The organism is Streptomyces zaomyceticus (genome assembly GCF_014656215.1).
In the GTDB taxonomy this organism is placed as follows: Bacteria; Actinomycetota; Actinomycetes; order Streptomycetales; family Streptomycetaceae; genus Streptomyces; species Streptomyces zaomyceticus.
On the sequence record NZ_BNBZ01000001.1, the window covers coordinates 633,736 to 647,778 of the forward strand.

10 protein-coding genes are annotated in these 14,043 nt (G+C 71.9%); 1 reads left to right on the plus strand and 9 read right to left on the minus strand.

Translation table 11 applies throughout. The features are described from left to right. Position 1 precedes the first annotated feature (1 nt). From IE311_RS02790 to IE311_RS02800, 3 genes are all read right to left on the minus strand, one after another. Positions 2–1,318: an extracellular solute-binding protein gene (locus IE311_RS02790; RefSeq protein ID WP_189829862.1), complete on the minus strand. Its 1,317-nt coding sequence runs from the start codon at positions 1,316–1,318 to the stop codon at positions 2–4. 316 nt (positions 1,319–1,634) lie between these two features. Next, positions 1,635–1,922 carry a DUF3039 domain-containing protein gene (locus IE311_RS02795; RefSeq protein WP_015033918.1) on the minus strand — a complete coding sequence of 96 codons (288 nt, stop codon included), beginning with the start codon at positions 1,920–1,922 and terminating at the stop codon, positions 1,635–1,637. 30 nt (positions 1,923–1,952) lie between these two features. Then, the gene (locus IE311_RS02800) at positions 1,953–2,513 is read right to left on the minus strand and encodes a YqgE/AlgH family protein (RefSeq protein WP_189829863.1); all 561 of its coding nucleotides are present in this window, start codon (positions 2,511–2,513) and stop codon (positions 1,953–1,955) included. Between the two features lie 300 nt (positions 2,514–2,813). Between IE311_RS02800 and murA the strand changes: the two genes are divergently transcribed. After that, complete coding sequence (murA, locus tag IE311_RS02805) at positions 2,814–4,154, plus strand: UDP-N-acetylglucosamine 1-carboxyvinyltransferase (RefSeq protein ID WP_189829864.1); 1,341 nt, start codon at positions 2,814–2,816, stop codon at positions 4,152–4,154. A 227-nt stretch (positions 4,155–4,381) separates the two neighbouring features. Here the strand turns inward: murA and IE311_RS02810 are convergent, their stop codons facing one another. The 6 genes from IE311_RS02810 to IE311_RS02835 form a co-directional block, all read right to left on the minus strand. Then, on the minus strand, positions 4,382–4,663 hold the full coding sequence (locus IE311_RS02810; protein ID WP_017237029.1) for an HU family DNA-binding protein: 282 nt from the start codon (positions 4,661–4,663) through the stop codon (positions 4,382–4,384). A gap of 312 nt (positions 4,664–4,975) precedes the next feature. Continuing rightward, the gene (locus IE311_RS02815) at positions 4,976–6,406 is read right to left on the minus strand and encodes an NAD-dependent malic enzyme (RefSeq protein WP_189829865.1); all 1,431 of its coding nucleotides are present in this window, start codon (positions 6,404–6,406) and stop codon (positions 4,976–4,978) included. Between the two features lie 398 nt (positions 6,407–6,804). After that, positions 6,805–9,153 carry a HelD family protein gene (locus IE311_RS02820; protein WP_189829866.1) on the minus strand — a complete coding sequence of 783 codons (2,349 nt, stop codon included), beginning with the start codon at positions 9,151–9,153 and terminating at the stop codon, positions 6,805–6,807. Positions 9,154–10,004: 851 nt separating this feature from the next. After that, complete coding sequence (locus IE311_RS02825; RefSeq protein WP_189829867.1) at positions 10,005–11,141, minus strand: uroporphyrinogen-III synthase; 1,137 nt, start codon at positions 11,139–11,141, stop codon at positions 10,005–10,007. A gap of 84 nt (positions 11,142–11,225) precedes the next feature. Then, positions 11,226–12,584 carry a nitrate/nitrite transporter gene (locus IE311_RS02830; RefSeq protein ID WP_189829868.1) on the minus strand — a complete coding sequence of 453 codons (1,359 nt, stop codon included), beginning with the start codon at positions 12,582–12,584 and terminating at the stop codon, positions 11,226–11,228. Positions 12,585–12,961: 377 nt separating this feature from the next. After that, positions 12,962–14,035, minus strand: a complete 1,074-nt coding sequence (locus IE311_RS02835; protein WP_373313731.1) for a LysR family transcriptional regulator — start codon at positions 14,033–14,035, stop codon at positions 12,962–12,964. Between the last annotated feature and the right edge of the window lie 8 nt (positions 14,036–14,043).

The window sequence follows — 14,043 nt, forward strand, 5'->3', positions numbered from 1 at the left end:
CTCAGCCCGCCGGCGCGAAGGCCGCGTCCATCTTCTTCGCGGCGTCGTCGGCCGCCGCCTTGACGTCCTTACGGCCGCTGACGACCTCCTGGAACATCGTGGGCAGGACGAGGGAGGCGTCGATCTGGCCCCAGCCGGGGGACGCCGGGACGAACTTGGTGCCCGCGCCGAGGGTGTCGATGAAGGGCTTCACGAAGGGCTGCCGCTGCGCCGCCGCGGCCCGGACGTCGGTGTACGTGGGCAGGAAGCCCAGCGCGTCGAAGAGCCGGCCCTGGGTCTCCTTGCCGGTCAGGGACTTGAGGAGGTCGACGGCGAGGGTGCGGTGCGAGGTGCTCTTGAGGACGCCGATGTTGTTGCCGCCGGCGAAGGCGGGGGCGATGGAGCCGGGGGTGATGCCGGGCAGCGGGACGACGGCGTACTTGCCCTTCACGGTGCCGGCCTCGACGGCGGCGTGGCTGAAGTCGCCGCCGATGGCCATGCCGGCCTTTCCGGAGGCGAAGGCGGTGACGGTCGCGTTGCCGCCCATCTGGGCGCACTTGGCGGCGGGGCAGTTGTCGTCGCCGAAGAGGGAGGTGTAGGTGCTGATGCCCTTGAGGGCGGCCTCGCTGTTGATGGCCGACGTGTACGAGTCGCCGTTCGCGGTGGCGAGTTCGCCGCCCGCCGCCCATACGAAGGGCATGGCGCCGTAGGTGTAGGCGCCGCCGACGGCGAGGCCGTAGAGCTCGGGCTTGGCCTTGCGGATCTTCTTCGCGGTGGAGACGAGTTCGGCCTGGCTCTTGGGGGCGGTGAGGCCGAGTTCCTCGAACACGTCGGTGCGGTAGTAGAGGGCGCGGAGGCCGACGAAGAGCGGGGCGCCGTAGATCTTGCCGCCGACGGTGACGGACTGCTTCGCGGTGGGGTCGGTGTCCTTGGCCTCGTCCCAGGCCCCGAACTCGGCGCTGATGTCGGCGAGTCCGCCGTCCTTCACGTATCCGGCGGTGTCGGTGTTGCCGTATTCGATGAGGTCGGGCGCCGACTTGGGGTCGTTGAAGGCGGCCTTGACGCGCTGGGCGCGGGTCTCGACGGGGATGTACTCGATCTCGACCTTCGCGCCCTGGTGCTTCTTCTCGAAGGCGGCGACGGCCTGCTCGACGACCTGCTCCTTGGGCTTGTTGCTCACCTCCTGGAAGAGCCAGACGCGCAGGGTGCCGGTCTTCTCGTCCGTCGTGGCCTTGCCGTCGGAGGTCTGGGGCGCGCAGGCGGTGGCGGTCAGGCCGGCCAGCAGTAGGGCGGCGGCCGGGGCGGTGACGCGGGCCGTGACGCGGGCAGGAAGCTTCATGACGGATCCCCTCCAGGTGCATGCGTTGCACCATGTGCAATGAGCGTTTCGTTCTGCACAACACGCGTGAGGTTAGGCGCGCTCCCGGCGACCCGACAAGAGGTCTCGACCACCTCAACCACTCCGTGACCGGCGAAAGCACCCTGCGCAACGCCGAGGCCGTCCCTCGCGGGCCGGGCAGGACCCGGAAGGGACGGCCGAGAGACCCCGGGCACGCGAAACGGCCCCCGCCGCACATGCCGAAGCACGCGCGACGGGGGCCGTCGCCGTCATTCCCCCTGGGCCGGGACGGTCCCCGGCGTCAGGACGCCCGCCCCTACTTGTCCTTGCCGCCCTTGTCCTTGTCGCCACCGCCGGCGCCCATGGAGTCGTAGATCTCCTTGCACATCGGACAGACCGGGTACTTCTTGGGGTCGCGCCCCGGTACCCAGACCTTTCCGCAGAGCGCCACGACGGGCGTGCCGTCGAGAGCGCTCGCCATGATCTTGTCCTTCTGGACGTAATGGGCGTAGCGCTCGTGGTCGCCGTCACCGTGGGACACCTGCGGCGTCGGCTCGACGAGGGTTCCCGTACCTGCCCCGCGCTCGGGCTCGAGAGTGCTCATAACCGCCAAGGGTACTGAAAGCCGGGGCCCTCAGTTGAGGGACGGGTCGTCGGGGTAGGTGGCGATCATCGCGAGGTCGCCGCGCTGTCGCCGGAGCACCTGCCGCCAGAGCGTCTCGGGCTGCGGCGAGGAGACGTCACCGGGCTCCGACTCGACCACGTACCAGGCCCCGTCGCCGAGCTCGGCCTCCAACTGGCCGGGGCCCCAGCCCGCGTATCCGGCGAAGATCCGCAGCGAACCGAGGGCCGGTCCGAGCAGCTCGGGCGGGGTCTCCAGGTCGACGAGGCCGATCGCCCCGTACACCCGCCGCCAGCCGAGGGGACCCTCGTCGCCGGGGATCACGGCGACGCCGAGGGCCGCGTCGAGCGAGACGGGTCCGCCCTGGAAGACGACGCCGGGTTCGCCGGCGAGGCCGGCCCAGGGGGCGAGGATGTCGCCGACGGTCACGGGGGTCGGCCGGTTGAGGACCACGCCGAGGGAGCCCTCGTCGTCGTGGTCGAGCAGCAGCACCACCGCGCGGTCGAAATTCGGGTCCGCCAGCGCGGGGGTGGCGACGAGCAGCCGTCCTGTGAGCGAGGACACCTCGGTCATGCGACACATGATCCCGCATCTTCGGCGTTCGCGGGGGTCGTCGGGGGGACGGGCGGGTTCGATGGCGGGAAGTCGCCGACCATCGCAGATCAGATCGGTGACCGCGGTGGCGAGGAGGGGGCCAAGGGCCGTCCCGGCGGGGGAAGCGGACGGTGACGCTCCGCAAGATCTCGGGAACAGAGGGTGTTGTGCCGAATTCATTACATCTGACAGGCCCCACGAGGCACCCAAGAGAGGTCTCATGGCCCCTTACCCTTTTCACTGGCCACCCGACCGACCCCACTCCGGAACGCGAGATTCATGACCGGCACAGACGATGTCCTGCTTGTCCACGGCGGAACCCCGCTGGAGGGCGAGATCCGCGTCCGCGGCGCGAAGAACCTCGTGCCCAAGGCGATGGTCGCCGCCCTGCTCGGCAGCGGCCCGAGCCGCCTGCGCAATGTGCCCGACATCCGTGACGTCCGCGTGGTCCGCGGACTGCTCCAGCTGCACGGAGTGACGGTCCGCCCGGGCGAGGAGCCCGGCGAGCTCGTCCTCGACCCGACGCACGTCGAGTCGGCGAACGTTGCCGACATCGATGCCCACGCCGGTTCGTCCCGTATCCCGATCCTCTTCTGCGGCCCGCTGCTGCACCGCCTCGGCCACGCCTTCATCCCGGGCCTGGGCGGCTGCGACATCGGCGGCCGGCCCATCGACTTCCACTTCGACGTGCTGCGCCAGTTCGGTGCGACCATCGAGAAGCGCGAGGGCGGGCAGTACCTGGAGGCCCCGCAGCGCCTTCGCGGCTGCAAGATCCGGCTGCCGTACCCCTCCGTCGGCTCGACCGAGCAGGTGCTGCTCACGGCGGTGCTCGCCGAGGGCGTCACCGAGCTGTCGAACGCCGCGGTGGAGCCGGAGATCGAGGACCTGATCTGCGTCCTGCAGAAAATGGGCGCGATCATCTCCATGGACACCGACCGGACCATCCGGATCACCGGTGTCGACCGCCTCGACGGCTACACCCACCGCGCCCTCCCGGACCGCCTGGAGGCGGCCTCCTGGGCGTCCGCGGCGCTCGCCACCGAGGGCAACATCTACGTGCGCGGCGCCCAGCAGCGCTCGATGATGACCTTCCTCAACACGTACCGGAAGGTCGGCGGCGCCTTCGAGATCGACGACGAGGGCATCCGCTTCTGGCACCCGGGCGGCTCGCTCAACGCGATCCACCTGGAGACGGACGTGCACCCCGGCTTCCAGACGGACTGGCAGCAGCCGCTGGTCGTGGCCCTGACGCAGGCCTCCGGGCTCTCCATCGTCCACGAGACGGTGTACGAGTCGCGGCTCGGCTTCACCTCCGCGCTCAACCAGATGGGCGCGCACATCCAGCTGTACCGCGAGTGCCTCGGCGGCTCCGACTGCCGCTTCGGCCAGCGCAACTTCCTGCACTCGGCGGTCGTCTCCGGACCGACGAAGCTCCAGGGCGCCGATCTGGTCATCCCCGACCTGCGCGGCGGCTTCTCGTACCTGATCGCGGCGCTCGCCGCCCAGGGCACCTCGCGGGTGCACGGCATCGAGCTGATCAACCGCGGCTACGAGAACTTCATGGAGAAGCTCGTCGAGCTCGGCGCCAAGGTCGAGCTCCCGGGCAGCGCGCTGGTCTGAGCGGGCCGTACGCGCGCGTGGAGCCGCTCCACGCGCGCGTACCCCTCTCCGCACACGTGACGCCCCCGACGGCGGCACCGCGAGGCCTCTGCCGGTCCCCGAAGGGCTCCTACGGGCCCTGACAGGCTCTGACCGGCCTCTGACGGGCATACGAAAGGGCGGCCACCCCCTGACAGGGTGGCCGCCCTTTCTGCGCCTCCAGGCTGCCTTACGCGGCCTTGGTGGCCTTACTTGCCCTTGGCGGCTTCCTTGAGCTTCGAGCCCGCGGAGACCTTCACGCTGTAGCCGGCCGGGATGTTGATCGGGTCGCCGGTCTGCGGGTTACGAGCGGTGCGAGCGGCACGGTGGGTGCGCTCGAAGGTCAGGAAGCCGGGGATGGTGACCTTCTCGTCGCCCTTGGCGACGACCTCACCGACGGTCTCGGCGAGAGCGGCCAGCACGGCGTCGGCGTCCTTGCGGGTCACCTCGGCGCGGTCGGCCAGGGCGGCCACCAGCTCACTGCGGTTCATGTTGTTACTCCCGTGTTCTTCTTGCCTGTGAGGCGTGCCACGCGGCGGAAGCCGCGTGATTGGGTACAGCGAAGCCGATGCTGCCAGGGCCTTCGGACAGTCCCCGGACCCGGGTCTAATGACAGACCCTCGCGCCCAAACACGCATCCTGCCCCCACCAGCGGCGGGAACGCCAATCCGGCACCCCCTGGGGTCACACGAAAAGCGCCAGAGCCCCGTGGTGGTGACGTTCTGTCGACTCCGCGAAAACCATGCGGAGCCGAAAAGCCACCCTAAAGGCGGGTTTACGGCTCCGCGAATCGCGACGCGCCGTCAGCGCCCGGACGCCGCCGAGCCGCCGCCCGCCGCCTTCGCCGCGTTGCGCACGGCTCCGGCGACCGCACCCGCGACCTTGTCGTTGAAGACCGACGGGATGATGTAGTTCGGGTTCAGCTCGTCCTCGGAGACGACGTCGGCGAGGGCCGAGGCGGCCGCCAGCATCATCTCCGTGTTGACCGTACGGGACTGGGCGTCGAGGAGACCGCGGAAGACACCCGGGAAGACCAGCACGTTGTTGATCTGGTTCGGGAAGTCGGAGCGGCCGGTGGCGACGACGGCGGCCGTCTGACGGGCGGCGGCCGGGTCGACCTCCGGGTCGGGGTTCGCGAGCGCGAACACGATCGCCCCCTCCGCCATGGCGGCGACGTCCTCCGCGCCGAGCAGGTTCGGGGCGGAGACGCCGATGAAGACGTCCGCGCCGACGACGGCCTGCTTGAGGGTGCCGGTGACGCCCTCGGGGTTGGTGTTGTCGGCGATCCAGCGCAGCGGCGAGTCCGCCGGGGCCTCCACGAGGTCCTCGCGGCCCGCGTGCACGACACCGTGGATGTCGGCGACGACGGCGTGCTTCACACCCGCCGCGAGCAGCAGCTTCAGGATGGCCGTACCGGCCGCGCCGGCACCGGACATGACGACCCGTACGTCGCCGACGCCCTTGTTGACCACGCGCAGGGCGTTGGTGAGGGCGGCGAGGACGACGATGGCGGTGCCGTGCTGGTCGTCGTGGAAGACGGGGATGTCGAGGGCCTCGCGCAGCCGGGCCTCGATCTCGAAGCAGCGGGGCGCCGAGATGTCCTCCAGGTTGATGCCCGCGAAGCCGGGGGCGATGGCCTTGACGATCGCGACGATCTCGTCGGTGTCCTGCGTGTCGAGGCAGATCGGCCAGGCGTCGATGCCGGCGAAGCGCTTGAAGAGGGCCGCCTTGCCCTCCATGACGGGCAGGGAGGCCATCGGGCCGATGTTGCCGAGGCCGAGGACGGCGGAGCCGTCGGTGACGACCGCGACGGAGTTGCGCTTGATGGTGAGGCGGCGGGCGTCCTCGGGGTTCTCGGCGATCGCCATGCACACCCGGGCGACGCCCGGGGTGTAGATCATGGAGAGGTCGTCACGGTTGCGGATGGGGTGCTTGGACGCCATCTCGATCTTGCCGCCGAGGTGCATCAGGAACGTACGGTCCGAGACCTTGCCGAGGACGACACCCTCGATGGTGCGCAGCTGCTCGACGATCTCGTCGGCGTGCGCGGTGGAGGTCGCGGCGATGGTGACGTCGATTCGGAGCTTCTCGTGGCCGGAGGCGGTCACGTCGAGGCCGGTGACGGATCCGCCGTGGGACTCCACCGCCGTGGTGAGCTGGGAGACCGCGGTTCCGCTCGCGGGAACCTCCAGCCGGACCGTCATCGAATACGAGACGCTGGGCGCCGTTGCCATGGCCGAGTTCCTCTGCTTTCCCTGAGCTTCGTTGCTACGCCGCCCCGGCTGGTTGCCTGGCGGCGCCCTCCGATGGTCGCACCTACCTGCCGGTAGCAGGTAATGCGGTCATTTTGTTTTCGGAAAGTAGTTTCCACCATACGAGAAGTGCCGGAGAAACAGAAGAGGTCCCTGTCACCAGGGGTGACAGGGACCTCAACTTCGTAGCTATGCACTAGGTGGCACCGACCCGCCATGCTCGCCTCGCGGCAAGTGGTCCCTCAAAGGGACGAAGGTTGGGCCCGGGGGCTTGGATCGAGCCGGTGCCACGACAAGGCTAACAAACGACCCCGCGTGGCGATTCCAGCGCCACAGGTTGGCGTGAAATCACCCCCTCGGCCCCTCCCGCGGCCCCCTGATCAGTCCCTCAGCAGGTCGGGGACCCCTGCCTCGTCCGGCATGTCCGCCGCCGCCGCGACCACCGTGAGCTGCTGCGTCGCCCGGGTCAGGGCCACGTACAGCACCCGCAGACCGGCCGGGGACTCGTCCGCGATCTCCGCGGGCGAGACGACCACCGTGGCGTCGTACTCCAGGCCCTTCGCCTCCAGGGAGCCCAGCGCCACCACCCGGTCGCCCAGCTCGGCGAGCCAGCGGGCCGCCTCGGCACGCCGGTTCATGGCGACGACGACACCGACCGTGCCCTCGACCCGCTGCAGAAGCAATCGCGCCTCGGACCGTACGGTTTCGGCCAGGTCGGGCTTCCCGGCCGTCTCCCCCACCGGTACGAAACGGGGCTCGACGCCCGTCGACCGGACGGCGCGCGGCGACTCCTTGCCCGGCATGGCGAGGGCCAGCACCTTGGCGGCGAGCTCGGCGATCTCGGCCGGGTTCCGGTAGTTCACGGTCAGTTCGAAGCGGCGCCGCGGCCGGGAGCCGAGGGCCTCGTCACGGGCCGCCGCGGCCTCGTCCGGGTCCGACCAGGAGGACTGCGCCGGGTCGCCGACGATCGTCCAGGTGGCGTGCCGGCCCCGCCGCCCGACCATCCGCCACTGCATGGGCGTGAGGTCCTGCGCCTCGTCGACGATCACGTGCGCGTACTCGGTGCGCTCGGCGGCGAGCCGCTCGGCCCGCTCGCGCTGCGTCTCCTCGCGTACGGGCATGAGCTCCTCCAGGCCCGTGAGCTGGTCGAGCGGGTCGTACTCCCGGCGCTTCCTCGGCCGCGCCGGGGCGCCGAGCAGCGTCTGCAGCTCGTCCAGGAGCGCCACGTCGTGGACGGAGAGCTCCTTGCGGCGCAGCGAGCGGGCGAGCCGCCGCACCTCGCCCGGGTTGAGGATGCGGCGGGCCCAGCGGCCGAGCCGCCGCTCGTCGGCCATCGCGTCGAGGACCCCGCGCGGGGTGAGCTCGGGCCACCAGGCGTCGAGGAAGGTGAGGAAGGAGTCCTCGGTGGAGACGTCCTCGTCGAAGGAGGAGCGCAGTTCGGCCGCGAGCTCGGGGTCGCTGTGCCGTCCGGACGCGCCCGACCTGGAGTACAGCGCGTCCAGGAGCAGCCGGCGGGCGCGCGGGCGGAGCAGGTTGACGGGGGCCGTGCCGCCGAGGACGTTGTGCCGGATGCGCCGCAGGTCGTCGGCCTCCAGCTCGAGCCTGCGGCCGAAGGCGACCACCCGCAGCCGGGTGGGGGTGCCGGTGGGCGCCGGGGCCTCGTCCTCCTCGCCGAGGGCGAGCTGGGCCTGGGCCCTGGGCGGAGGGGTCTCCAGAGCGCCGCGGGCCGCCTTGCGGAGCACGTGGAGCATGCGGGAGGAGCCCTTGATCCGGGCGACGGCCGGGTCGTCGTACGCGGTGGCCTCGGCGCCGTCGACCAGCGAACCGACCGCGCGGATCGCGACCTGCCCCTCCTCGCCGAGGGAGGGCAGGACGCCCTCGGTGTACGAGACGAGGAGCGGGGTCGGGGAGACGATCAGGATGCCGCCCGCGTACCGCCGCCGGTCCTGGTAGAGCAGGTACGCGGCCCGGTGCAGGGCCACGGCGGTCTTGCCGGTGCCGGGACCGCCCTCCACATAGGTGACGGAGGCGGCGGGAGCGCGGATGACGAGGTCCTGCTCCGCCTGGATGGAGGAGACGATGTCCCGCATGGTGTGGCTGCGGGCCTGGCCGAGGGCGGCCATCAGCGCGCCGTCGCCGATGACGGGCAGTTCGCGCCCGTCGAGGGTGGCCCGCAGCTCGGGGCGCATCAGGTCGTCCTCGACGCCGAGGACCTGGCGGCCCTTGGAGCGGATGACGCGCCGGCGCACGACCCGGCCCGGGTCGACCGGCGTCGACCGGTAGAAGGGCGCGGCGGCGGGCGCGCGCCAGTCGATCACCAGCGGCGCGTAGTCGGAGTCGAGGACGCCGATCCGGCCGATGTGGAGGGTCTCGCCGATCTCGGCCGTGTTGTCGGGACGTACGGCGTCCTCGGCGGGCTCGATCGAGGTGTAGGCCCCGTCCGGCCCCTTCTTCCCGTCCTTCCCTTGAAGGAGGTCGATCCGGCCGAAGAGGAAGTCCTCGAACTCGTTGTTGAGCCTGTTGAGGTGGATGCCGGCCCGGAAGACCTGGGCGTCGCGCTCGGCGAGGGCGCCGGGCGTGCCGACCTGCCCCCGCTGGGCGGCGTCGTTCATCAGGAACTCCGCCTCGTGGATCTTCTCCTCCAGTCGGCGGTAGACGTGATCCAGATGTTCCTGCTCGACACCGATCTCACGGTCTCTGACCGTGTCCACGGCTTCCTGCGCGGCCACCTAAGGCCCCCTTCTGACGTGCACTGGGCAGCCGTCGAGCGTACGCCACCGGAAGGCGCCGTGTCAGGCGAGATCACCGTACGGGGGTTCGGCAGCCGGAACGCCCACCGAACAACCGGTCATCGCCATGAGCGTCCGTTCCTCCCCCGGACTCCGTCCGAGGGGACCTCCAGGGCGGAACGGGTGGGGCGTGACGGCCTCCGCCCCCCGTTGTGGGCATTCGTTCCGCTGGGGCGGAACGGGTGGGCACAACGGACGTCGCCCTTGCCGGGCGGTCAGGCTTCCGCGCCTGGACCCGCACCCCTTGCGCGCCGAACCATGGGTGCGGGTCCAGGCCCAGTGGGCGGACGCGCCACCCAAGGGCGCCGCACTGTTGGTGCAGGTCCAGGCGCAGGGGGCGGACGCGCCGCCAAAGGGCGCCGTCCCGTGTGCCCACCCGTCCCGCCCCAGCGGGACGATTGCCCACACGGCGTGCGGGGGGGGGGGCCGTCGGTCGCACTCAGGGCAGGCGCGCCGCGAGAGCGTGCCGTCCCGTGCGCCCACGCGGCGGTGGGGTGGGGCGCACGCACGGACGGACGTCCCGCGAGAGGGCGCAGCCCGTGTGCCCGCGCGGCGGTCGCGCGCGGAGGCGGACGTCGCGAGAGGGCGCCGTCCCGCGAGAGCGCGCCGCTCTCTTCCGGATCCTGCCGGTCAGGCCCGCGCCGTCCGGTGCCTGGGGTCTCCCCAGGCCCGCCAGGGCCGAGGGGACGCACCGCAAGGCGGAGGGGCGCCCGGGCACCTCGGGTGTCCCGACAGCGCGGCGAGGTGCGGTGCCGACCGGCGCCGGCCGGGCAGGATCCGGAAGAGTCGGCCTAGCCGTCGTACTTCGCGTCCGCCGCCGGGTCCAGTGCCAGCCGGTACCCCCGCTTCACCACCGTCTGGATCAGCTTGGGCGTGCCGAGCGCGGCCCTGAGGCGGGCCATCGCCGTCTCCACCGCGTGTTCGTCCCGCCCCGCGCCGGGCAGTGCCTTCAGCAGGTCGGCCCGGGAGACCACCCAGCCGGGGCGGCGGGCGAGGAGCCCCAGGAGGGCCATTCCGGCGGGCGGGACGGGCCGCAGGACCTCGTCGACGAGGACGGCGTGGCCGCGGACCTCCACCCGGTGTCCCGCCACGGGCAGGACCCGGGCGCGGGCGGGCAATTCCCTGCAGAGCAGTTGGACGAGCGGCCCGAGCCGGAAGCGCTCCGGCTGGTACGTGTCGATGCCCTCGGCCTGGAGCGGGAGCGCCGTCACGGGGCCCACGCACACCGCGAGGACGTCGTGGCGCAGCGCGGCGACGAGTTGGTCCCGTACGCCCTTGGCCTCGGCCCGGGAGAACAGCGAGGCCGCGGCGGGGGCGCTGGTGAAGGTGATGGCGTCCAGGCCGCCGGAGAGGACCGCGTCGAGGAGCCGGTCGAGCGGGCCGATGTCCTCCGGGGGCATCCAGCGGTAGACGGGGACGCCGACGACCTCGGCGCCGCCGGCGGTGAGTGCCTCGACGAAACCGGGCAGCGGCTCCCCGTGCAGCTGGAGGGCGATCCGCCGGCCGGCCACTCCTTCGGCGAGGAGCCTGTCGAGGACCTCGGCCATGGATTCCGAGCTGGGCGACCAGGACTCGGTGAGTCCGGCGGCCCGGACGGCTCCCTTGACCTTGGGTCCCCGGGCGAGGAGTTCGACTCCCCGGAGGACGCCGAGGAGTTCCTCGCCGTATCCCCAGCCGTCGGCGGCCTCGACCCAGCCCCGGAAGCCGATCGCCGTGGTGGCGATGACGACGTCCGGGGCGTGGCCGATGAGTTCCTTGGTGGCGGCGAGGAGTTCGGTGTCGTCCGCGAGGGGCACGATCCGCAGTGCGGGGCCGTGGACGACGGCCGAGCCGCGTCGGCGCAGCAGCGCGATGAGTTCGTCCGCGCGCCGCGCCGCGGTGACGCCGACGGTGAAGCCGGCGAGGGGGCCGTGTTCTTGCTCGTCCATGGTGCCCGAGCCTGACGGGGACGCGTGACAGTCTCGGTTCGCCCGTATTTCCTGATCGTTACGGTCCGCGCCGGGCACCGGGGATCACACCTTCGCGTAGCCGGGCCGGGGCGCCGACCCGGTGACGGCCTCGGCGTTCTCGGGGACCGCGGTGGGGCGCCGAAGGTATACCGCCCAGGTGACGACCATGCAGGCCGCGTAGAAGGCCAGGAAGGCCACGAAGGCGGCGGTGCCGGTGCCCGAGGTCTGGAAGGACTGGCGGAAGGCGAGGTTGATGCCGAGGCCGCCGACCGCTCCGACCGCTCCGATGAGGCCCATGGCGGCACCGGAGAGCCGTCGTCCGTAGGCTTCGGCGGCCTCGCCGGCGAGGCCCTTGCGGTGCCCCTGGGCGAGGAAGATCGCCGGGATCATCTTGAAGGTGGAGCCGTTGCCGAGGCCGCTGAGGACGAAGAGCCCGATGAAGCCGACGAGGAAGACGGTGAGGGACTCGATCACGGAGGCGTAGATCACCACACCGGTCGCGGCGGCCATCGCGGCGAAGGTCCCCAGGGTGATGCGGGCGCCGCCGTGCCGGTCGGCGAGGGAGCCGCCGACGGGCCGGATGAGCGAGCCGAGCAGCGGGCCGATGAAGGTGAGCGAGGCGGCCTGGAGCGGGGTGCGTCCGAACTGGGTCTGGAGGACGAGTCCGAAGGCGAAGCTGTAGCCGATGAAGGAGCCGAAGGTGCCGATGTAGAGGAAGGCCATGATCCAGGTGTGGCGGGCCCGCACGGCCTCCTTCGCGGCCCCGGTGTCGTTCTTGACGGGGGCGAGGTTGTCCATGAAGAGCGCGGCGCACACGGCGGCGATCACGATCAGGGGGAGGTAGACGCCGAGCACGATCCTGGGGTGCATTGCGCCTGCGGTGCCGATGACGAGGAGGCCGACGAGCTGGACGACGGGGACGCCGATGTTGCCGCCGCCCGCGTTGAGGCCGAGTGCCCAGCCCTTCTTCCGCAGCGGGAAGAAGGCGTTGATGTTGGTCATGGAGGAGGCGAAGTTGCCGCCGCCGACGCCGGTGAGCGCGGCCACCAGGACGAAGGTGGTGTACGAGGTGCCGGGCTCCATCACCGTGAAGGCGAAGCCGGTGGGCAGCAGGAGCAGCAGGGCGCTGAAGACGGTCCAGTTACGGCCGCCGAAGCGGGCGACGGCGAAGGTGTACGGGATCCGGATCAGCGCGCCGACGAAGGTCGCGGTTCCGATCAGGAAGAACTTGCCGGCGGGGTCGATGCCGTACTGCGGCCCCATGAAGAGGACCATGACCGACCACAGGCTCCAGATGGAGAAGCCGATGTGCTCGGAGATCACGGAGAAGAGCAGGTTCCGCCGTGCGATCTTCTCCCCCGTCTCGCGCCAGAAGGTCTCGTCCTCCGGCTCCCACTGTTCGATCCACCGGCCGCCGCCCATGTCGTACCTCCGCGGGTGTCGGGTCCTGGGGCGTCCACAGCCCCGGTCCACCTGCCCCTGACGCTAGGGAGGCCGCGTTTCAGCCCGGTGCCGCGAGGTGACGGGAACGGAACCTTGCTCTCACCCGGAGCGCGGAGGTCGTGTGAGCGCCCCCGCTCGCCCCGGGCCCGCCGGGAGCCGCCGGGTGCCGCCCCGAAGCGGTGGCGCCACGCCCCGGAACCCGCTCGGGCCCGGCGCCGGCCCCTCTCCGGCCCCCCGGCCCCCCTCGCCGCCCCCCGGGGGCCCTCTGCCCCCGCCCGGGCCTTCTCCTGGCCCGCTCAGCCCCCGAGGGCCCCTCGTCCCGCCCGAGGCCCTCTCCGGGCCCGCTCGGCCCTCGCTCAGCCCCCGGGCAGCCCCGGCTCGCCCTCCGGCAGCCAGGAACCGGCCGGGCGGGTGTGCCAGCCCTCCCGCGCGCCGATCTCGGCGGCGGCGGCCCGCAGGGCGTCCAGACCGGGATGGCGCAGCCCCTTGCGCCACACCAGGCTCACCGGTGACAGGGGTACGGGGTCGACGAGCGGCCTCAGCACACAGTCCGGCATGGGCGGGAAGTCGACGACGGCGAGCACCGGGGTGCGGTGCTTGGCCATGATGCGGCGGAACTCCTCCTTGCCGACGGCGAGCGGCGCGGGCGGGGCGACGTCGATGCCGCGTCCGGCGAAGAGCCGGGCGGCGAGGTCGGTCCACTCGGGTGTGCGGTCGTTCCCCGCGCCCGCGTAGATCCGTTCCCCGGCGAGCGTGGCGAGCGGCACCTCGGTCAGGCCGGCGAGCGGGTGGTCCTCGGGCAGGATCACGGCCATCCGCTCGTACCGCACGAACTGGGCGTCGAGCCGTGCCCGCAGCGCCGCGTCGAGCCCTCCGTACCGGCCGAAGGAGGTGTCGATCCGCCCGGCGAGGATCTCCCGCACGGCTCCGGTGAGTCCGCTCTCGTAGCGGGCCATCAGCTCCTGGTCGGGGGCGAGTTCGCGGGCCCGGCGCAGGACCGCCTCGGGGGCGAGGCCGGGGCTGTTGAGGTCGACGAGGAGGGGGCGGGGCGCGGCACGGAAGGCCTCGGTCAGCTCGTCGTGGGCGGCCAACACCCTTCGCGCGTACGGGAGAAGTCGCTCGCCGTCGGGAGTGAGGGCGACCTGCCGGGTGGTCCGCACGAACAGCTCGGCCCCCAACTCCCGCTCCAGACGCCGGATGTCCCGGCTGAGGGCCTGCTGGGCGATGTAGAGGCGGGCGGCGGCACGGGTGAAGTGCAGTTCCTCGGCGACGGAGGTGAAGGCCCGCAGCAGCCGGGGGTCGACGTCGTGCGCGACGGACGAAGAAGGAGGCGAAGGGGAAGGGGAAGGCGAGGGGGATGGGGAAGGACCGGGGGAGGAGTCGGCGGAGACCACCGCCGCATTTAACAACACGGGTGCGTGAATGGCCACTGAACAGG